General features: G+C 55.9%; 16 protein-coding genes and 1 riboswitch. Of the genes, 6 read left to right on the top strand and 10 right to left on the bottom strand.

The window, feature by feature from the left end; translation table 11 throughout:
• Positions 1–69: 69 nt before the first annotated feature.
• Positions 70–231, bottom strand: a riboswitch (FMN riboswitch).
• Between the two features lie 147 nt (positions 232–378).
• Positions 379–651 (top strand): ubiquinone biosynthesis accessory factor UbiK, encoded by a 273-nt coding sequence (ubiK, locus tag U869_RS0112160; RefSeq protein WP_025119959.1) that lies wholly within the window; start codon positions 379–381, stop codon positions 649–651.
• A 19-nt stretch (positions 652–670) separates the two neighbouring features.
• Here ubiK and yjeH read toward each other — a convergent pair whose 3' ends face one another.
• The 4 genes from yjeH to U869_RS0112140 all read right to left on the bottom strand — a co-directional run bounded on the left by yjeH (position 671) and on the right by U869_RS0112140 (position 7,924).
• The gene (gene yjeH, locus U869_RS0112155) at positions 671–1,924 is read right to left on the bottom strand and encodes an L-methionine/branched-chain amino acid transporter (RefSeq protein ID WP_025119960.1); all 1,254 of its coding nucleotides are present in this window, start codon (positions 1,922–1,924) and stop codon (positions 671–673) included.
• Positions 1,925–2,072: 148 nt separating this feature from the next.
• The gene (gene hldE, locus U869_RS0112150; RefSeq protein WP_025119961.1) at positions 2,073–3,503 is read right to left on the bottom strand and encodes a bifunctional D-glycero-beta-D-manno-heptose-7-phosphate kinase/D-glycero-beta-D-manno-heptose 1-phosphate adenylyltransferase HldE; all 1,431 of its coding nucleotides are present in this window, start codon (positions 3,501–3,503) and stop codon (positions 2,073–2,075) included.
• Positions 3,504–3,732: 229 nt separating this feature from the next.
• Positions 3,733–6,570, bottom strand: a complete 2,838-nt coding sequence (gene glnE, locus U869_RS0112145; protein ID WP_025119962.1) for a bifunctional [glutamate--ammonia ligase]-adenylyl-L-tyrosine phosphorylase/[glutamate--ammonia-ligase] adenylyltransferase — start codon at positions 6,568–6,570, stop codon at positions 3,733–3,735.
• A 46-nt stretch (positions 6,571–6,616) separates the two neighbouring features.
• On the bottom strand, positions 6,617–7,924 hold the full coding sequence (locus U869_RS0112140) for an inorganic triphosphatase (protein ID WP_025119963.1): 1,308 nt from the start codon (positions 7,922–7,924) through the stop codon (positions 6,617–6,619).
• A 278-nt stretch (positions 7,925–8,202) separates the two neighbouring features.
• Between U869_RS0112140 and U869_RS0112135 the strand changes: the two genes are divergently transcribed.
• A complete protein-coding gene (locus U869_RS0112135) occupies positions 8,203–8,820 on the top strand; it encodes a TIGR04211 family SH3 domain-containing protein (protein WP_025119964.1) in 618 nt (205 codons plus the stop codon).
• Positions 8,821–8,930: 110 nt separating this feature from the next.
• Complete coding sequence (locus U869_RS0112130; protein WP_025119965.1) at positions 8,931–10,166, top strand: multifunctional CCA addition/repair protein; 1,236 nt, start codon at positions 8,931–8,933, stop codon at positions 10,164–10,166.
• A 69-nt stretch (positions 10,167–10,235) separates the two neighbouring features.
• On the opposite strand, the gene lldD is transcribed toward U869_RS0112130, so the two are convergent.
• From lldD to folB, 5 genes are all read right to left on the bottom strand, one after another.
• Positions 10,236–11,372, bottom strand: a complete 1,137-nt coding sequence (lldD, locus tag U869_RS0112125; protein WP_029987314.1) for an FMN-dependent L-lactate dehydrogenase LldD — start codon at positions 11,370–11,372, stop codon at positions 10,236–10,238.
• 16 nt (positions 11,373–11,388) lie between these two features.
• Positions 11,389–12,159, bottom strand: a complete 771-nt coding sequence (lldR, locus tag U869_RS0112120; RefSeq protein ID WP_025119966.1) for a transcriptional regulator LldR — start codon at positions 12,157–12,159, stop codon at positions 11,389–11,391.
• A complete protein-coding gene (gene lldP / locus U869_RS0112115) occupies positions 12,156–13,811 on the bottom strand; it encodes an L-lactate permease (protein ID WP_025119967.1) in 1,656 nt (551 codons plus the stop codon). The genes lldR and lldP overlap by 4 nt, the downstream gene beginning before the upstream one ends.
• Before the next feature lie 270 nt (positions 13,812–14,081).
• The gene (gene bacA, locus U869_RS0112110) at positions 14,082–14,906 is read right to left on the bottom strand and encodes an undecaprenyl-diphosphate phosphatase (protein ID WP_025119968.1); all 825 of its coding nucleotides are present in this window, start codon (positions 14,904–14,906) and stop codon (positions 14,082–14,084) included.
• 140 nt (positions 14,907–15,046) lie between these two features.
• The gene (gene folB / locus U869_RS0112105) at positions 15,047–15,406 is read right to left on the bottom strand and encodes a bifunctional dihydroneopterin aldolase/7,8-dihydroneopterin epimerase (RefSeq protein WP_025119969.1); all 360 of its coding nucleotides are present in this window, start codon (positions 15,404–15,406) and stop codon (positions 15,047–15,049) included.
• A gap of 107 nt (positions 15,407–15,513) precedes the next feature.
• On the opposite strand from folB, the gene plsY reads away from it, so the two are divergent.
• Positions 15,514–16,152 carry a glycerol-3-phosphate 1-O-acyltransferase PlsY gene (plsY, locus tag U869_RS0112100; RefSeq protein WP_025119970.1) on the top strand — a complete coding sequence of 213 codons (639 nt, stop codon included), beginning with the start codon at positions 15,514–15,516 and terminating at the stop codon, positions 16,150–16,152.
• A 30-nt stretch (positions 16,153–16,182) separates the two neighbouring features.
• Here the strand turns inward: plsY and tsaD are convergent, their stop codons facing one another.
• Complete coding sequence (gene tsaD / locus U869_RS0112095) at positions 16,183–17,196, bottom strand: tRNA (adenosine(37)-N6)-threonylcarbamoyltransferase complex transferase subunit TsaD (protein WP_025119971.1); 1,014 nt, start codon at positions 17,194–17,196, stop codon at positions 16,183–16,185.
• 323 nt (positions 17,197–17,519) lie between these two features.
• Between tsaD and rpsU the strand changes: the two genes are divergently transcribed.
• On the top strand, positions 17,520–17,735 hold the full coding sequence (rpsU, locus tag U869_RS0112085; protein ID WP_001144069.1) for a 30S ribosomal protein S21: 216 nt from the start codon (positions 17,520–17,522) through the stop codon (positions 17,733–17,735).
• 137 nt (positions 17,736–17,872) lie between these two features.
• Entirely contained in the window at positions 17,873–19,621 is a 1,749-nt protein-coding gene (gene dnaG, locus U869_RS0112080; protein WP_025119972.1) for a DNA primase, read from the top strand.
• The last annotated feature ends 86 nt before the right edge of the window (positions 19,622–19,707 follow it).

Genomic DNA, 19,707 nt, shown 5'->3' with positions numbered 1-19,707 from the left:
GCGATCTTGAGGAGTGGCTATGCCAATAGCCAAAAAAATAACGCAAGCGAGCATAAGCCCGACAGGTGTCGTTACTCTCTCCCATCCGGACTATAACCGTCGGCCCCGGAATTACACCGGATCTGCTGACCTCTAACCCACTCCTGAGAGATAGATTGAGCGCTCGCGGGCTTTCACCGTGAATGGTGATTTACCGCCGGTGGGGACTTGCACCCCGCCCTGAGAATAAGCACATCGACTATAACCCCATCGCTTTGGGGTTTCAAGCCATCCAGTCGCGTAATGAGGGATCGCGCAGCAAACACGGTAATAGTTTATCCGGCAGGCAACTCGCATTACACTAAGCACCAGCCACCAAATATCAGAAAGGGAAACGCCATGATTGACCCGAAAAAAATTGAACAGATCGCACGCCAGGTCCAAGAGTCGATGCCTAAAGGCGTACGTGAATTCGGGGAAGACGTTGAGAAAAAAATCCGTCAGGTGCTGCAAGCGCAGTTGACCCGTCTGGATCTGGTTAACCGCGAAGAGTTTGACGTACAGACTCAGGTGCTGCTGCGCACCCGTGAGAAGCTGGCACTGCTGGAACAGCGTCTGACCGAGTTGGAAAGCAAGTTGAATACCGCACCGGTAAAACCGGAAGGCGAATAAGTTTGTACGCAGGGCGTGGCTACACGCCCTGACTGTTTGATGACGCTTTACGCGGCAGCACCAGCCAGATCAGCACCAACATCGCCAACGCATACAGGCTTTTCCAGCCGATAATCACCAGCAATAACAGGCACAACGCGGAGCCGACGATCGCCATCAGCCGCGAGCGCCCCTGCAAGATCCGCCATCCCGCCAGCATACACAGCAGATAAATCAGCACAAAAATGCCATTGGCATACACCAGCAGCGTATCCAGCGGCAGCTTCAGGGTATAAATCAGCAAGGTGAAAAGCAGACAGCACCCCACCACGGCGCTCAACGCATTGACCGGTACCTGGCCCGCAGAAAGTTTAGCCAGGCCACTGGCAGGCTTTACCTGCGCTTGAGACCAAACCAGGCGGGCAAAGCTCTGGGTGTAAATATTCACGCTGGCAAAGCAGGCCAGATAGCCGATGATGCAGGCAATCCACAGCGCATGTTCGCCAAACAGTTGCACCACGATCCCCGGCAACGAAGCGGCCGCCGCCTGATGTTCACCGTAAGCATGGAAATGCAGCACAGCCACGGTACAACCCCAATAAACCGCCCCCGCCACCAGCAGCCCCAGCATTAATGCGCGTGGAAAATCTCGCTCTGGCTGACGGAATTCGGTCGCCAGATGAGCAAACGCCTCCAGCCCGACAAAGCACCAGAACATCACCGCCAACGCGTGGAACATGTTAGGGGGAGAAATATCGCTGACCGCAGGCCACGGAATTTGGGAGGGAGTAATACCGCCTTGCCACCAGATAGCCCCAACCAGCGCTATCACCAGAATGGCAATCAAGGTCTGAATATTGGCACTGGAACCGGCACTGCGCGTGCCAAGCAGCCAGATCACCACCAGCGTGGCAATCTGTACCAGCAACAAGCCGTTGGCATCCCAACCAAAGGTTGCCTGCCAGAATCCTGCGGCGATTTGTAATGCAGCGGGCAAGCCGACGGGGATCACGGAGAGGAACAGCCAGGCGGTCACTTTTGCCATGCGTGGCCCAAAAGCCAGTCCCACAAAGTGCGCGGCACCACCGGCGCTAGGGAAGTGACGCCCCAAAGCCGCAAAGGCAATCGCGATCGGGAACACCAGCACAATCAGGATTGGCCAGGCCCACAGGCTGTCACCGCCTGCTACCTGCGCCGCCAATGCCGGAACGGCGAACACCCCGGTACCCAGCAGTGAAGTGGACAATAGCCCAACGCCCTGCGCTAAACTCAGCTCCTGCTTTAGTCCACTCACCGCAAACCACCCTGTTTACCCGTCGTCTTTCAAGCTGCTGCGTTGTTACCTGCACTTACTCACCCCAGTCACTTACAAAAACGTAAGCTCCTGGGGATGAGTAAGCTTGTCGCCTAGCAGCAACTTGAAATCCATAGGGTATAAAAAGTTAACCGCGCCCGTCCTTGATGGCCTTGATGATGTTGGTGGTTGATAGCCCATCTTCAAAGTTCAATACGCGCACATCGCCACCGTTGGCCCAGACTTCGGCGCTGCCAGCAATCTCATGTGGCTGGTAATCACCGCCTTTCACCAGCAGGTCCGGCAGGATATCGGCGATCAGGCGCTGCGGCGTATCTTCTTCGAACGGCACCACCCAATCCACTGCTTCCAGCGCGCCCAACACCACCATACGGTTTTCCAACAGGTTTACCGGGCGGGTTTCCCCTTTCAGACGTTTGGTCGAGGCATCACTGTTCACGGCAACGATCAAGCGGTCACCCAATTTACGAGCATTCGCCAGGTACGAGACATGGCCAGCGTGCAAAATGTCGAAGATGCCGTTGGTCATCACCACCTTCTCACCACGTTGACGCGCCTGCGCCACCGCTTTTTTCAACTCGGCCTCGGTCATGACGCCAAAACCGGTTTCGGCACGGCCACGAATGGCGTTTTCCAATTCGATTGGCGAGACGGTAGAGGTACCCAGTTTGCCTACCACCACGCCTGCGGCGGCATTGGCCAGGAAACAGGACTCTTCCAGCGTATTGCCCGCAGCCAAAGCCGCAGCCAGCACACCAATCACCGTATCGCCAGCACCGGTCACGTCAAACACTTCCTGTGCCTGGGTTGGCAGATGCAGCGGCTCACGGCCTGGCTGCAACAGCGTCATCCCTTGCTCAGAACGGGTGATCAGCAGCGCAGACAGTTCAAAATCCGCCACCAACTTCATCCCACGCGTCACCAGTTCTTCTTCGCTCTGACAATGGCCGACCACGGCTTCAAATTCGGACAGATTTGGGGTCAGCAGCGTGGCTCCACGGTAACGTTCAAAATCGGTGCCTTTCGGGTCGATCAGTACCGGAACCTTGGCCGCACGCGCCAGAGCGATCATGCCCTGTACCTTGCTCAACGCACCCTTGGCGTAATCTGACAGCACCAGCGCGCCGATCTGTGGCAATGCCTGCTGGATACGCTCCATGATCGGCTGCGGATCGACATTGGAAAAACCTTCTTCGAAGTCCAGGCGGATCAGCTGTTGGTTGCGGGACAGTACGCGCAGCTTGGTGATGGTCGGGTGCGTAGGGACCGAGACAAAGTCACAGCGTACGTTAACTTCATTGAGCTTGGCACTCAGTGCACGGGCTGCGTCATCAATGCCCGTCAGACCTACCAGGCGTGAATTGGCACCCAGCGAAGCGATGTTCATCGCGACGTTAGCCGCACCACCGGGACGCTCTTCGATGGTCTCAACCTTGACCACCGGCACCGGCGCTTCCGGTGAAATACGGCTGGTCGGCCCATACCAATAGCGATCCAACATGACGTCACCAACCACCAGCACACCGGCGCGGCGAAAATCAGGTAGTGTAACTTTCATCCGATAACTCCAAACAAGTCAAAAATAAATTCGGCAGATATTAGCATAATAGCCTGCAATACCCGTAAAAGTGCCCAACAACTTACTGCTTGCCCCTCACCCCAACCCTCTCCCAAAGGGCGAGGGAGCGAGTACGGAGCAGCCATCAGGCATCAGAGTCAATATGTAGCACAGGCTGTCCCCTCCCCTTGGGGAGAGGGTTAGGGTGAGGGGATGGACATCGGCACCCTCAGCCCAGCCATTTGCTCCAACTGGCACGTACCTGCTCACGTTCGGCGGCAAACAGCTCGCTGCTGACTTTGCTGGAGTGTTCCTGCAACGCCAGATGGTGGATCTCATCACGCATGGTGACATAGGCCTGGGTCAACGCCCGGGCTTCGTCTTCCGGCATGATGTCGTAATTGGCCATCAGCTCAAAGATACGCACGTTATCCGACCAACGCGTCAGGCGCGGCTCGCCCGCTGCGTAACCTAAGACCAGATATTGGGCGATAAATTCGATATCGGTGATGCCACCTTCGTCCGCTTTGATATCAAACAGATCGCGCTGTTTGCTGCCCAGGTGGTTGAGCATTTTCTCACGCATTTCACGCACCTCCTGCTGTAGCTTGTTCACGTCACGCGGCTTACATAAAATCTCGCGACGGATCGCATCGAACTGCTGATGCAGCGCAGGATCGCCATACACGATACGCGCCCGTACCAGAGCCTGATGCTCCCAGGTCCAGGCTTCGTTACGCTGATAGTCGGCAAAGGCTTCAACGGTACCGACCAGCATCCCGGCGGCACCGGAAGGACGCAGACGAGCATCCACCTCATAGAGAATGCCCGAAGAAGTGCGAGTGCTGAACAAGTGCATCACCCGCTGTGCCAGGCGCAGATAGAACTGACGGCCATCAATGCAGCGATCGCCATCCGTCATCACGTCAGGCGGGCAATCCAGCAGGAACACCAGATCGAGATCCGAACTGTAGCCCAGTTCCCAGCCCCCCAACTTGCCGTAGCCGATCACCGCAAAACCTAATCCCTCCCGCTCATGCAGATGGGTTGGTTGGCCGTAGCGCGCGACCATATCTTTCCACGCCTGTTGCACCACGGCATCAATGATCGCCTCTGCCAGGAAGGTTAAGTGATCGCTCACTTTCATCACCGGCAGCGCTTCTGCGATATCCGCAGCGGCAATACGCAAATGCTGCGCCTGTTTGAACTGCCGCAGCGCTTCCAGTTGCTGTTCTTCATCATCTTCCGGCACCCGCAGGCGGTATTGGCGCAGTTCGCTACGATAGGCATCTGGGGCCACAGGTTGGTACAGCGTGGCCGGATCAAGCAGTTCATCGAGCAACAGCGGATAACGCGCCAGTTGGCTGGCCACCATCGGTGAAGCAGCACAAAGGCGGATCAGGTGACTGAGCGCGGCATGGTATTCCACCAATAGCTCGAGGTAGGTGGTGCGGGTCACAATGCTCAGCAACAGCTGGATCAGGCGCGCCAGTGCCGTGGCCGCATCGTTACGCGAACACACTTCGGCCAGCAGGCGTGGCATCAGTTGATCCAGCACGTCACGGCCGCGTGGGCCAATGGTGCGTTTATCCACGTCGTGACGGAAATCAGCGATGGAGCGCAACATCTGCCGCCGCGCCTCTTCGTTCAGATGGGGCGTCAGCGGTGCAAGCTCGTTTTCTTCCAGCGCATCCTGCCACAGGCTGTGATAATGCTGGTAGTTGGGATCTTCGCCTACGTCCGGACTATCGTCGCCGATCAGGTCGTCAAATACCGCACGCACCTGGCGCATATGTTCTTCCAGCACCGTCATCAACGACGGCCAGTCTGGCTGCTCCATGCCCCAGGCCAGGCGCGCCTGATCCAGTTCATCCTGCGGCAGGGTTTGTGTCTGCTGGTCGGCGATCGCCTGCAACAGATTCTCCAAACGCCGCAGGAACAGGTAGCCGTCACTCAGCTCGGCAACCTGTTGTGCTGTTAATAGCCCCAGTTCACCAACCGCCTGCAACGTCGGCAGCAGTGAACGCCCTTGCAAACTGGGCTCACGACCGCCACGGATCAGTTGGAAAACCTGGGTGATAAATTCAATTTCACGGATGCCACCTGCACCCAGCTTGATATTGTCCTTCAGCCCCCGTCGCCGCACTTCACGTGCAATCATGCCCTTCATGTTGCGCAGCGACTGGATCACGCTGAAATCGATATAGCGACGGAACACAAATGGCCGCAGCGTCTTGCGCAGCTCCTGGCTGTAGGCATCTTCATGCCCGCCCATCAGACGCGCCTTGACCATCGCATAGCGTTCCCAGTCACGCCCTTGCTCCTGGTAATAATCTTCCAGTGCGGCAAAGCTCATCACCAGCGGGCCGCTATCGCCAAATGGCCGCAAACGCATATCAACACGGTAGACAAATCCATCGATGGTTTGCTGATCCAGCGCCTTGATCAGCCGTTGCCCCAGGCGGGTAAAGAACTGGGCATTATCCAGCTCACGCCGCCCACCCTGGGTATGGCCATTTTCCGGATAGGCAAAGATCAGATCGATATCGGAAGAGAAATTCAGTTCGCCACCACCGAGTTTGCCCATCCCCAGGATCAGCAATGGCTGTGGCACACCATCGGCATTGCACGGCGTGCCCCACTCGCGGCAACAGGTTTGATAGAGCCAGTCCCGGGCGCTGACGATCAGCGTTTCCGCTAGGGCACTCAACTGTTGCAGCGTTTCCTGCGTGGAGCATGACTGCTGAGCCTGCGCCCAGGCAATACGCACCAGGCTCTCCCGGCGGAACAGGCGGAGCACACGCATGAGCTGTGCTTCGTCATGCACTTCTTCAAGCTCATCCTGCAACCAGGCGGCATAGTGCTGCCACTCATCGGCAACCGGCGGCTGCTGGCGTAACGTTGCCAGCCATTCAGGATGGCCGAGCAACATGTCGCTGACAAAATCACTCGACGCCAGAACGCTTTGTTCTGTGGCACTGAGCGCTAGCTCCGCGCCCTGAGTTTCCTGAAATCGCTGCACGATATTCTGTGCCTGAAGCTGTAACGCAGCAGAGAGTGGCAACATAGTGAATGACCCGTTCTATGGCCTGCGGCCGGCAGGCCCGCTGGAGTTAACGAACCGCGCCGTTTAACCAGAATGGCGCATGGGATAATGCCTGTTTGCGAGTGGCTTCGTACCAACCCTGCCGACGCTCGGCAATCGCCGATTGCAGTTCGCGCCAGCTTTCGATATACGGCTCGGTTTCGCTGTCTGGATAGGCCCCAGAGAGCAGTGTAAACGCCAGCACCTGACGCGTCAGACGAGGCAGTTGCTCTTGATATTCATCTTCATTCAACGTGCGCGTAAAGGCTTCTTTCAGCTCTGAGGCGCTACGGCCCAACATGATGTCGCTAAAGCGCTTGAAGGAGCCATCCAGCTTCGCCTGCGATTTGGCATCGATAAACGGCCCCCATGCGCCGGTAATCAGCCACGATGTGAGTGCCAACTTACATTGCAGATACTCCGTGCCGTAACACAGCACCTGCGGTTGGGTCGTTTTATCCACCAGCAAAGGCTCCAGCGCCGTCAACCGAGCGCGCAGATCGGTGCTTGCCTTGCGTGGAACCAGGCCGCCAAAGATCACCAACGCCTGACGGATCAGGCCGATGGCTTCCATCACCGCACGGCGTGCCTGCTTGTCGCCACGTAGCCACAGCTCTTCGTGATACTGCCAGTGGCTCAGCGCCAGCTCGAAAGCGGCAATCATGCCCTGTTCAACCGTCGACTTCGGTGCCGGTTTCAACACGCTTAGCGGGCGCAACTCACGCTCAGCATTGCCCTGCGCCAGGTGATAACCCCGGGCCGCTTTGCTGAGGCTGCCCTGGCGTAAACCGCCCTGTTCTGCCAACGCGGTTGCCAAGGCCAGCAAATCACGGGTCTCACCGCTTTTCAGCTCCAGCTCCAGCTCACATAACGGCTCGGCCAACTCACCTGCACACACCTCACCTTGGTCGAGGCCAATCTCGATCTCGCTTGCACCGTAAGTGACCACCCACTTTTCACGCACAAAATCGGTGCGGAACAGTGGCTGTAATGCCTTTTGCAGCGGAGCCAATTTGCAACCCTCCGGCCAGATATCCGCCGGGAATTTTTTCAGCGCCAGCGCAGGCTTGGCAATAGCGACGTTATACTCCGGCCGCTGGTGCAACCCGCCCACCACCGTGCCGGCGGTTTTGATAGTCATTTCATAGCTATCGTCACAACCACGGATACGCAGACCCATATCATGGTTGCGCAGGAAGTTATCAGCGGTTTCATAGTAGATGTTGGTCAGCTTCTGCGGCGCAGAATGCTGATTTGGCCAAGCGGCAATTCGCTCCGGAAGGGTGGCGATCGCTTCAGGGGAAACAATAAATTTCAGTTCTATTTCAACGCTCATAGTTCTTTTACACCAATAGGTTAGGCATTCGCGTGAGTCTTCACGACGGCGGAGCCCGCCAGCCGCACTCAGCCTGACGACGCACAGTGGGAGTATCTTACCGCGATTCTCCCCGACTTGACTCTGCCAACTGCAGAAAAAACCTGTTACGTTATGGAATACGTCGCAACCCACGGGATCCACCATAGTAAGATAGTTCCCATTCCGGTTTTAGCGTTGCGCCGTCAGACTGAACGCTCTACTATCGTTCCATAAATCCACGCAGAAACGATGACATAATGCAGAAATTACGCCTGATTTGCCTTGCCGTGCTAAGTTTTAGCATCACTTGGGGCGCACATGCCGAAGATAAACGCTATATCTCCGATGAATTAAATACTTATGTCCATAGCGGCCCAGGTAATCAATATCGCATCGTCGGCACCTTGAATGCCGGTGAAGAAGTGGCGCTGTTAAGCGTCAATGACAGCACCAACTATGGCCAGATCCGCGATTCCAAAGGACGTAGCGTCTGGATCCCGCTGGATCAGTTGAGCCAGACACCAAGCCTGCGCACGCAGGTACCGGAGTTGGAACAACAGGTGAAAACCCTGACCGACAAGCTGGCTAACATCGACAATAGCTGGAACCAGCGCACCGCCGAAATGCAGCAGAAAGTTGCCGCCAGCGACAGCACCATCAGCGGCCTGCAGCAGGAAAACCAGGATCTGAAAAATCAACTGGTGGTGGCACAGAAAAAGGTCAATGCGGTTAATCTGCAACTCGACGACAAGCAGCGCACCATTATTCTGCAATGGTTCATGTACGGCGGCGGCGTTGCTGGCGTTGGTCTGCTGCTCGGTCTGCTGTTGCCGCGTCTGATCCCGCGCCGCAAGAATAATCGCTGGATGAACTGATCTCAGTTTCGACAGTTTGGGGCACCTGCGGGTGCCCTTTTTATTGGTTTGCGCATCCATCGCCCAATTCATGTAATCTGAATAAACGAGCTATAGAGAGGAGTTAACCCGTGAAAATTTACCTGGTCGGCGGTGCCGTCCGTGACACCCTGCTCAATTTACCGGTCGTCGATCACGATTGGGTGGTGGTCGGTGCCACCCCGGCCGATCTTTTGGCGCTGGGCTATCAGCAGGTAGGTAAAGACTTCCCGGTATTCCTCAATCCACAGACCCATGAGGAGTATGCGCTGGCCCGTACCGAGCGCAAATCCGGCCAGGGTTACACCGGTTTTACCTGCTATGCCGCCCCAGACGTGACGCTGGAAGAAGATCTGCTACGCCGCGATCTCACCATCAACGCCATGGCGCGGGGCGATGACGGGGAATTGGTTGATCCCTATAACGGCAAGTCCGACCTGGACGCCCGTTTGCTGCGCCATGTCTCTGACGCTTTCGGGGAAGATCCGCTACGAGTATTGCGCGTAGCGCGTTTTGCCGCCCGTTTTGCGTTCCAGGGCTTTACCGTCGCCCCAGAAACCAGCGCGCTGATGCAGAAGATGGCCGAGAGTGGTGAACTAGCCTCCCTGACGGCGGAGCGCGTGTGGAAAGAGACAGAGAAGGCGTTACAGAGCCAAAGCCCACAGGTTTACTTCCAGGTATTGCGTGACTGCGGGGCGCTGAAGGTACTGTTCCCTGAGATCGACGCTCTGTTTGGCGTGCCTGCACCAGAGAAGTGGCACCCGGAAATTGATACCGGCGTACACACGCTGATGACGTTGGCAATTGCCGCCCAACTCAGCCCTGAAGTGGATATCCGCTTCTCGGCGCTGTGCCACGATCTCGGTAAAGGCATCACGCCGCAAGAACTCTGGCCACACCACTATGGCCACGGCCCTGCGGGCGTCAGGCTGGTCGAAGCACTGTGCCAACGGCTACGGGTGCCCAATCCGGTACGTGAGCTGGCAAGGCTGGTCGCGGAGTATCACGACCTGATCCATACGGTCAACAAACTGCGGCCGGAAACGTTGTTAAAACTGTTTGATGCTATCGACGTGTGGCGCAAACCGCAGCGGCTGGAACAGATGATCCTCACCAGCGAAGCCGATGCCCGCGGGCGCACCGGTTTTGAAAACAACCCTTATCCACAGGGTGATTACCTGCGCCAGGCCTACCAGGTCGCCAATGCGGTTTCGGTAAAAGAGGTAGTGGAAAGCGGCCTGCAAGGGTTGGCGATCCGCGATGAAGTCAAACGCCGCCGTCAGCAGGCACTGGCCGACTGGAAAAAGCAACAAGAGCCTCAACCTTGAGTTAAACGGATGCCGCATGCAACTCAGCAGACGTCGCATGCGGCTCAACGGGCGCAGCATGCAGCGCCCCTACAACAACACCAATGAATCACGGCTGATTTCAGCGATACTTTTTGCGCCGGTCAACGTCATCGCGACACTCATCTCTTTCCTGATCAACTCAAGCAGATTTTCTACTCCCGCCTGGCCCGCAGTTGCCAGAGCATAGATATAGGCTCGTCCCAGCAGCACGCTATCCGCCCCGAGCGCGATCATCCTCACCACATCCAATCCGCTGCGCACCCCACTGTCTGCCAGAATAGTGATATCGCCTTTTACCGCATCGGCAATCATCGGCAACGCCCGGGCGGTAGAGAGAACTCCATCCAACTGACGGCCACCGTGGTTGGAAACCACGATGCCATCGGCACCAAAGCGCACGGCATCACGTGCATCGTCAGCGTCGAGAATGCCCTTGATGACCATTGGCCCCTGCCAGAAATCACGGATCCATTCCAGATCTTGCCAGGAAATGGAAGGATCAAAGTTGCTGCCCAGCCAACCGATGTAATCGGCTAATCCGGTAGGTTTTCCCAGATAAGTGGAGATATTCCCCAGATCGTGCGGACGTCCGTTTAATCCCACATCCCACGCCCAGGCAGGATGAGTAACAGATTGCCCATAGCGCCGCAGTGCGGCATACGGGCCACTCATTGCCGAATGCGCATCGCGGTAACGCGCACCCGGCGTCGGCATATCTACGGTGAATACCAATGTGGTGCAGCCTGCGGCTTTCGCGCGCTCCAGGGCGTTGCGCATAAATCCGCGGTCTTTTAACACATACAGCTGGAACCACATGGGCCGTTTGATGGCGGGGGCCACCTCCTCGATCGGGCAGACCGACACGGTAGACAGCGTAAACGGTATGCCTTGGTGTTCCGCTGCCCGTGCGGCCTGCACCTCGCCACGACGGGCATACATACCACACAGCCCCACCGGCCCCAGGACAACGGGCATAGATAGGGTTTCGTTAAACAGTTTGGTTTCCAGACTGAGCGCCGACATGTTCTTTAGCACACGCTGTCTCAAAGCCACCTGCGCCAGATCTTCCACGTTGCGCCGCAAAGTGTGCTCGGCGTAAGCGCCGCCATCGATGTAGTGAAATAGAAACGGTGGCAGCTTACGTTGCGCCGCAGCGCGATAATCCGTGCCTGCTGAGATAATCATCTAGCGATCTCCCTTATTACAGTGAATTTTCATCAGGCAGACGGGTAATGCGCGCCTGCCTGGCCTCATCTTCATGCAGATTTTTAATGGTGGAATGGACGAACCCCAGGTGGGATTTTGCCGCTTTACCCGCACGTTCAGGATCGCCTGCCAGGATCGCCAACAGCAATTCCTCGTGCTGTTCAGTCAGCCGTGTGAAGATCGTCGGTAGGGTGTACATACGCTGACGGCTATGCATCACTGAGGACTGCATTAAATCGAAAAAACCACGCATGGTTTGCAGCAACACCACGTTGTGCGACGCTTCGGCAATCGCCAGATGGAAGCGCACATCGGCCTGGGCGGCCAGATCTGGATGATCGCTTTCTTTAAGTGCTAACGTGGCGTCAAAACAGGCCTGTAGCTTCTCCTTGTCGGCGGCGGTGGCGCGCATTGCCGCGTGCCAGGCGGTGCTGGCCTCAATAGCGTGGCGGGCCTCCAGAATGTCATAACGATAGCCAGGGTCGTCGGCAACCAGGGTTCTCAGCGGTTCCACAATACTATGCTGCGACCAGGAAAACTCGTCGCAGACATAGGTACCGCCGCCACGTCGGCTGATGAGCGTTTTTTCGCTAATCAGCTTTTGGATCGCCTCACGTAAAGAGGAACGCGAGACCCCCATTTCGTTAGCCAATTGGCGTTCGGCAGGCAAGCGCATCCCCTCAACCAGTTGGCGTTCGTGGATCATGTGCTTGATGCGCTCAACCAATTGATCGGCCAAGCGCGCGGGCTGAAGCTTGTCGGTCATGGGATCATCCAGGTCAGCCAGTAAGCCTGTAGCGTGGTGATAATCCCCACCATACAGGTAAAGATCAGGCTGTGTTTTACCGTGAAGCGGAACAGGTCAGACTCTTTCCCCACCAAACCTACGGCGGCACAGGCGATAGCGATAGACTGCGGCGAAATCATTTTTCCTGTCACACCGCCAGTGGTGTTCGCCGCAACCAGCAGCACATCCGAGACGCCAATCTGCTGGGCAGTCGTCGCCTGCAAGGCGGCAAACAGCGCGTTGGACGAGGTATCGGAGCCGGTCAGGAACACACCCAACCAGCCAAGGAACGGAGAGAAAAAGGTGAACGCGCTGCCGGTATGCGCCAATGCCAGCGCCAGGGTGGCCGACAGGCCGGAATAGTTGGAAATAAAGGCAAAGGCTAACACCATGCCGATGGAATAGATTGGCAGCATTAGCGCTTTTAGCGTTCCAGCCAACGTGGTGACCGCATCTTTAGGCTTCATACGCAGGTAGATCACCGAGGCGATCGCCGCCACCATAATGGCGGTGCCGGTGGCAGAGAACCAGTCAAGTTTGAAGACCGCGGCATAAGGCGTGATGCTTGCCACCACCGGCGGCATTTTGGCCACCAGCTTATCCAGAAAGGGCACCGGAAAAGAGAGCACCCAATCGTACAGCGCCCCACCTTGCACAAACAGCGCCTTAAACGGAGGGATGCTCCACAGGGTGACCGTCGCAGTCAGGAAAATAAACGGCATCCAGGCGCGGATAATCTGCCCTAGAGTATAATGCTGCTGCGACTGCGTTTGATCGCTAGTTCCCCCTTCGGCGCTCTCAAAGCGGAACAGGCGCTTTGGCTGCCAAACACGTAGGAACAGCGTCAGGCACACCAATGAAACCAGCGAAGAGATGATGTCTGGCAACTCTGGCCCAAGAAAGTTGGAGCTGAGATACTGCGCCAAGGCAAAGCTTCCCCCCGCCACCATCACCGCAGGCCAGGTTTCCTTGATGCCGCGCCAACCGTCCATAATCGCCATGATCCAGAACAGCACTATGATGGTCAGGAACGGCAATTGGCGTCCAACCATCTGGCCGATCTCAAAGCTGTCCAACCCGGTCACCTGCCCGGCAACGATAATCGGGATCCCCATAGCGCCGAAAGCGACCGGTGCGGTATTGACGATCAGGCAAAGCCCTGCGGCATATAACGGATTGAATCCCAACCCAACCAACAAGGCAGCGGTGATCGCTACCGGCGCACCAAACCCGGCAGCGCCTTCCAGAAAGGCACCAAAACAGAAGCCAACGATCAGCATCTGCAAGCGTTGGTCAGGAGTGATAGAGAGAATGGAAGAGCGGATGATGTCGAACTGCCCGGTCTTGACCGAAATCTGGTAGACAAACACCGCGGCGATAATGATCCAGGCTATCGGCCACAGCCCATAGAAAAAGCCATAAACCACCGCAGCGAGCGCACGGTCAATGGGCATCCGGTAGAGGAATAACGCCACCAGTAAAGCGATGCCAACCGTTAACGTCGCTGCAATGTGCCCTTTCAATTTCAGCTTAATCAGCGCAAAGAAAAAAAACGCAATCGGCAGTGCCGCGATTAAGCTTGATAGCCAGATATTGCCAATGGGATCATAAACTTGTTGCCAGGCTTCCATGTAGATTTCTCCAGCGATTAGTCATCTTCACGCCCCCGCTTAATTGGTCCTACCAATAGAGCGAAGTCATACAATTGATAACCGATGGTTAATCTATTGTTAAAAACATGCAATGTCTGTGTATGGTTTTTTGCCGTTTATGTGCCTGAGATTCACATTTTTCCGGCTTTGGTCGGACCAAAAGGAGGGTGCAGCGGAGGCTTTACAGAAAAATTGTAGGGGCACTGCACCCGCTCAGCAGCATGCAACACCCCTGTGATTCTGGTGAGATTACATAAACACCATGTACACCGCCGCCGCGACAACAAAGCGGTAGATAGCGAACGGCACAAACGAGATACGCTTGATAAGCTGCAGGAAAGTCTTGATCGCGATCAGCGCAACCACAAAAGCGGTGGCGAAACCGACGGCAAACATCGGCAGATCATTGAGCGTCAGGAAGTGCAGGCTCTTGTACAGATCTAGCCCGCTGGCCCCGATCATCATCGGCACCGCCAGAATAAAGGAGAACTCCGAGGCCGCAAAACGGCTCACGCCCACCAGCATACCGCCCGAAATGGTGGAGCCGGAACGGGAAAAGCCGGGCCACAGCGCCAGACACTGGAAGCAACCGATCAAAAATGCCTGGCGATAGGTAATATCATCCAGCCCGACCGCGCTTGGCTTTTTCGGCTTCAGCCATTCGGCTGCCAGCAGCAACAGGCCGCCAACCACTAACGCATACATCACATTTTTCGGTTCAAACAGCGATTTGATCATGTCGTGCAGCAACAGCCCCAACGCCACCGCCGGGATCATCGCCAGCAGGATATGGCCCAACTTCAGTTGCCCTGCCGTCTGCCCTTCATGAGGCACCGGCTTACCACCGAAGTGAATGCCGATCAGGCCAAACAGACGACGCCAGAACACCACCACCACGGCCAGGATCGAACCCAGTTGGATAATGACTTCGAACGTTTTCGCCTTGTCCCCGGTAAAACCCAACAATTCCCCTACGATGATCATGTGCCCAGTAGAGGAAACCGGAAGGAACTCTGTCAGCCCTTCGACTACCCCAAGAACAAATGCCACAAACAATGAATGCATGTCCGCCATCAGCCCGCTAACCCCATTTCAAATGTAAAACCGTTAAGGTACAAACACAAAAAAGCGGCAATGTTCAACACCTTGCCGCTTAAACAATTCTAGTTACAGACCAGAATACCGCTCATTAGTTGCATAAAAGTGACAACTCATCAGGCTGGGCGCTTGCCACGCTCAATGATCACCCCAACCCGGCTGGCGTGCGCAACCGCACCCGGCTTGCTGACCTTAATACGGACCCAGGGAGATTTAAAGCGCCGCAGCAAAATTTCGGAAACCTCCTCTGCTACCCGCTCCACCAGTGCAAAACGATTGGGTTGCACATGCTGGATCACCGCATCGCTGATATCGGCATAGCTCAGGCAATCATTCACATCATCACTGGCGGCCGCCTGGCGGTTGTCCCACGCCATTTCGATATCGAACACCAGCTTTTGCTGGATAGTCTGTTCCCAATCATAAACGCCAATGGTGGTGATCACGCTAAGCTCTTCTATAAATACGATATCCATCACGTCATTCTCAGTTTTTGGCCTTGCCGGATACCACTTCCAGCGGAATATGCGTATTATCCATAGATGTTGCGAGTAAAACGACCATTATTAAACGGAACCGCGTTATGAGTGCTACCGCGCTTGGCATGATTATCTTCGCGTATCTGTGTGGCTCAGTTTCCAGTGCGATCCTGGTTTGTCGGATCGCCAGGCTACCAGATCCGCGTGAACATGGATCGGGAAATCCAGGGGCGACCAACGTCCTGCGTATCGGCGGCCGCCTGGCTGCGGCTACGGTGTTGGTGTTCGATATTCTGAAAGGGATGTTGCCTGTCTGGTTGGCTTATGCGTTCAATGTCCCACCGCTGTATCTGGGCCTGACGGCGATAGCTGCCTGTCTTGGGCATATCTATCCGGTGTTCTTCCACTTCCGGGGCGGTAAAGGTGTAGCAACGGCGTTCGGTGCCATTGCACCGATCGGCTGGGATCTCACTGGCCTGATGACCGGTACCTGGCTGTTGACCGTACTGCTGAGTGGCTATTCCTCACTCGGGGCGATCGTCAGCGCGCTGATTGCGCCGTTCTACGTCTGGTGGTTCAAACCGCAGTTTACCTTCCCAGTGGCTATGCTCTCCTGCCTGATCCTGATGCGTCATCACGATAATATCCAACGCCTGTGGCGCGGCCAGGAAGGGAAGATTTGGGGTAAGTTCCGCAAGAAGAAAGACAGTGTTGTGGGGCAGGAAGAGAAGCACGAAGAATAATAAAGGGCCGAAAATTCCGGCCCTTGGCTTTTACACCGCAGGCAGCTCTGCCAGCGGCCAACGTGGGCGTACGGTAACGCTCAGCTCCGGATCGCCACCGTTTTTCAGCCGAACCATCCCGGCGTAGGCGATCATCGCCCCATTGTCGGTACAGAATTCCGGGCGGGCATAAAACACTTCACCACCGCGTTTTTTCATCAACTCTGCCAGCTTGCTGCGCAATGTACGGTTGGCGCTGACGCCACCGGCCATCACCAGGCGTTTAAACCCGGTCTGTTCCAGCGCACGCTTGCATTTGATCGCCAGCGTATCCACCACCGCATCCTCAAAGGCACGGGCGATGTCGGCACGAGTCTGATCGTCGTTGCCGTTAGAGCGGATGGTATTGGCAGCAAAGGTTTTCAGGCCGGAAAAGCTGAAATCCAGCCCAGGGCGATCGGTCATTGGCCGTGGGAAGGTAAAGCGCCCTTCCGTGCCCTGCTGCGCCATTTTAGACAGCATCGGCCCGCCAGGATAATCCAGCCCTAACAGCTTGGCGGTTTTGTCGAACGCTTCGCCAGCGGCATCGTCGACCGACTCCCCCAACAAGGTATATTCACCGATCCCCGTCACGCTGATCAGTTGGGTGTGACCGCCAGACACCAGTAACGCCACAAACGGAAACGCCGGTGGGTTATCTTCCAACATCGGTGCCAACAAGTGGCCTTCCATATGATGCACTGGCACCGCAGGCACGCCCCAGGCAAACGCCAACGCGCGGCCAATGGTTGCCCCGACCAACAAAGCACCGACCAAGCCAGGCCCGGCGGTATACGCCACGCCGTCGATATCGCTTGGCTTCAGGTTCGCCTCTTTCAGCGCAGCCTGGATCAGCGGCACGGTTTTACGCACGTGATCGCGAGAAGCCAGCTCCGGCACCACGCCGCCATAGTCGGCATGCAGTTTTACCTGGCTGTAGAGTTGGTTGGCTAACAAACCGGTTTGATCGTCATACACTGCAATACCGGTTTCATCGCAGGACGTTTCTATACCCAATACGCGCATTACATTTCCCATCATTCACGTGCGGCCGCCAGTTTATCACAATCAACGCCATTTACCGCCTGCCCGCAGCACCCAGACCGCCTGGCGCGCTATGTCGATGATTCACAAGGTTGCCCGCCGGGTGATTAAAAACGAGCAATTTTTTCTGATTAGTCTATAATCGGCGGCTGATGCATAATTGCGCGAGTTTGCCGGAACGCGGCATGTTTCAATTTGCTATGGTGCTTTACAAAGCAGCATCCATTGAAGTAAAATTCCGCACCATTTTGAAAAGGCTGGCGCTTGGCCAGCAGCAAACCGAATTCTATTGAGGTGAGAGGCACATGCCGGTAATTAAAGTACGTGAAAACGAGCCATTTGACGTTGCACTGCGTCGTTTCAAACGCTCCTGCGAAAAAGCAGGTGTTTTAGCTGAAGTTCGTCGTCGTGAGTTCTATGAAAAACCGACTACCGAACGTAAACGCGCTAAAGCTTCTGCAGTAAAACGCCACGCGAAGAAACTGGCTCGCGAAAACGCACGCCGCACTCGTCTGTATTAATCCTTCGGGGGTAACCCCACCGCGTGATTTTTTTCTTTTTCAAGAACACGCAGACCGAGTAGTTGCATACGAAGGCCGTGCTTTCCGAAAGGAATGCGCGGCTTGTTCTCGTTTATAGGCAATCGTAACAGGGGCTTATGGCTGGACGAATTCCGCGTGTATTTATCAATGACTTGCTGGCTCGCACCGACATCGTCGATCTGATCGACGCCCGGGTAAAGCTTAAAAAGCAGGGCAAGAACTATCACGCGTGCTGTCCGTTCCACCACGAAAAAACGCCTTCATTCACCGTTAATGGCGACAAACAGTTTTATCACTGTTTTGGTTGTGGAGCGCACGGTAACGCCGTCGACTTCCTGATGAATTACGACAGACTCGAGTTTGTCGAAACCATCGAGGAACTGGCCACCATGCACGGGCTGGAAGTGCCTTACGAGGCAGGCACCGGACCGACGCAAATCGAACGCCATCAGCGTCAAAGCCTATATCAACTGATGGAACAGCTCAGCGCGTTCTATCAACAGTCACTGCATCAATCCAACGGTACGCAGGCGCGCAACTACCTGCAACAGCGCGGATTGAGCGACGACGTTATCCGCCATTTTGCCATCGGCTTTGCACCTGCCGGTTGGGATAATGCGTTAAAGCGTTTCGGGCGTGATACCGACAGCCGGGCAGCATTGAACGATGCCGGAATGTTGGTGACTAACGATCAAGGGCGCACTTACGATCGCTTCCGCGAACGTGTGATGTTCCCCATCCGCGACAAACGCGGGCGGGTGATCGCCTTTGGTGGACGAGTGCTGGGCGACGGTATGCCCAAGTACCTGAACTCGCCGGAAACCGAAGTATTCCACAAGGGCCGTCAGTTATACGGCCTGTATGAAGCACAGCAGAGCCACGCCAACCCGCAGCGTTTGTTGGTGGTTGAAGGCTATATGGACGTGGTGGCGTTAGCGCAATATGGCATTGATTATGCCGTTGCCTCACTCGGAACCTCGACAACGGCTGAACATATTCAGCTGATGTTCCGCGCCACCGATAACGTTGTCTGCTGTTACGACGGCGACAGAGCTGGCCGTGAAGCCGCCTGGCGCGCGTTGGAAACCGCACTGCCCTATCTGAACGACGGGCGTCAGCTGCGGTTTATGTTTTTACCCGATGGTGAAGATCCGGACACGCTAGTCCGTAAAGAAGGCAAAGGCGCCTTCGAACAGCGAATGGAGCTGGCGCAGCCGCTTTCCACTTTCCTGTTCGAAACGTTGATGCCGCAGGTCGATCTGAGTAGCCCGGATGGCCGTGCCAAACTGAGTACGTTGGCACTACCGCTGATCACTCAGGTGCCAGGTGAGACATTGCGTCTGTACCTGCGCCAACAGCTTGGCAGCAAGCTGGGCCTGCTGGACGATAGCCAGCTCGACAAGCTGATGCCCAAACAGGCGGAAAATGCGAATACTTATCAGGCGCCCCAGCTAAAACGCACAACCATGCGTATACTGATAGGATTACTGGTGCAAAATCCGCGTTTGGCTACACTTATCCCTTCTCTGGAAGGACTCGAGCAGACTAAGCAGGCGGGCTTACCGCTATTTGTTGAGCTGGTGCAAACCTGTTTGGCGCAACCGGGTCTGACCACCGGCCAGTTGCTGGAACTGTACCGGGATAACAAATTGAGTCCACAGCTTGAAACCTTGGCAACATGGAACCATATGATCGTTGAGGAACAAGTTGAGCAACACTTTTTAGATACGCTGACGAATCTCTACGACTCGGTCCTGGAAAAACGTCAGGAAGATTTGATCGCCCGTGACAGAACGCATGGCCTGAATGCAGACGAACGCAAAGAACTTTGGTCATTACAACTGGCACTGGCGAAGAAAGACTGAATACCAAACGGCTTAAGTGCCGATAAATGCGAGGGCTGAGCCCTGCAATATGCCGCCACAGTGGGCCGCGGCAACAACAAAAACGC

This window comes from Serratia sp. H1w (assembly GCF_000633355.1).
Classification (GTDB): Bacteria; Pseudomonadota; Gammaproteobacteria; order Enterobacterales; family Enterobacteriaceae; genus Chania.
The sequence above is the reverse complement of the archived record's forward strand: the minus strand, read 5'-3'. Positions and strand labels throughout refer to the sequence as shown.

What these genes read in the sequence shown, in the direction of transcription:
- ubiK (WP_025119959.1), top strand. Translation starts at nt 379, where the DNA reads ATGATTGACCCGAAAAAAATTGAACAGATCGCACGCCAGGTCCAAGAG.
- hldE (WP_025119961.1), bottom strand. Translation starts at nt 3,503, where the DNA reads ATGAAAGTTACACTACCTGATTTTCGCCGCGCCGGTGTGCTGGTGGTT.
- glnE (WP_025119962.1), bottom strand. Translation starts at nt 6,570, where the DNA reads ATGTTGCCACTCTCTGCTGCGTTACAGCTTCAGGCACAGAATATCGTG.
- U869_RS0112140 (WP_025119963.1), bottom strand. Translation starts at nt 7,924, where the DNA reads ATGAGCGTTGAAATAGAACTGAAATTTATTGTTTCCCCTGAAGCGATC.
- U869_RS0112135 (WP_025119964.1), top strand. Translation starts at nt 8,203, where the DNA reads ATGCAGAAATTACGCCTGATTTGCCTTGCCGTGCTAAGTTTTAGCATC.
- lldD (WP_029987314.1), bottom strand. Translation starts at nt 11,372, where the DNA reads ATGATTATCTCAGCAGGCACGGATTATCGCGCTGCGGCGCAACGTAAG.
- lldR (WP_025119966.1), bottom strand. Translation starts at nt 12,159, where the DNA reads ATGACCGACAAGCTTCAGCCCGCGCGCTTGGCCGATCAATTGGTTGAG.
- lldP (WP_025119967.1), bottom strand. Translation starts at nt 13,811, where the DNA reads ATGGAAGCCTGGCAACAAGTTTATGATCCCATTGGCAATATCTGGCTA.
- bacA (WP_025119968.1), bottom strand. Translation starts at nt 14,906, where the DNA reads ATGGCGGACATGCATTCATTGTTTGTGGCATTTGTTCTTGGGGTAGTC.
- folB (WP_025119969.1), bottom strand. Translation starts at nt 15,406, where the DNA reads ATGGATATCGTATTTATAGAAGAGCTTAGCGTGATCACCACCATTGGC.
- plsY (WP_025119970.1), top strand. Translation starts at nt 15,514, where the DNA reads ATGAGTGCTACCGCGCTTGGCATGATTATCTTCGCGTATCTGTGTGGC.
- tsaD (WP_025119971.1), bottom strand. Translation starts at nt 17,196, where the DNA reads ATGCGCGTATTGGGTATAGAAACGTCCTGCGATGAAACCGGTATTGCA.
- rpsU (WP_001144069.1), top strand. Translation starts at nt 17,520, where the DNA reads ATGCCGGTAATTAAAGTACGTGAAAACGAGCCATTTGACGTTGCACTG.
- dnaG (WP_025119972.1), top strand. Translation starts at nt 17,873, where the DNA reads ATGGCTGGACGAATTCCGCGTGTATTTATCAATGACTTGCTGGCTCGC.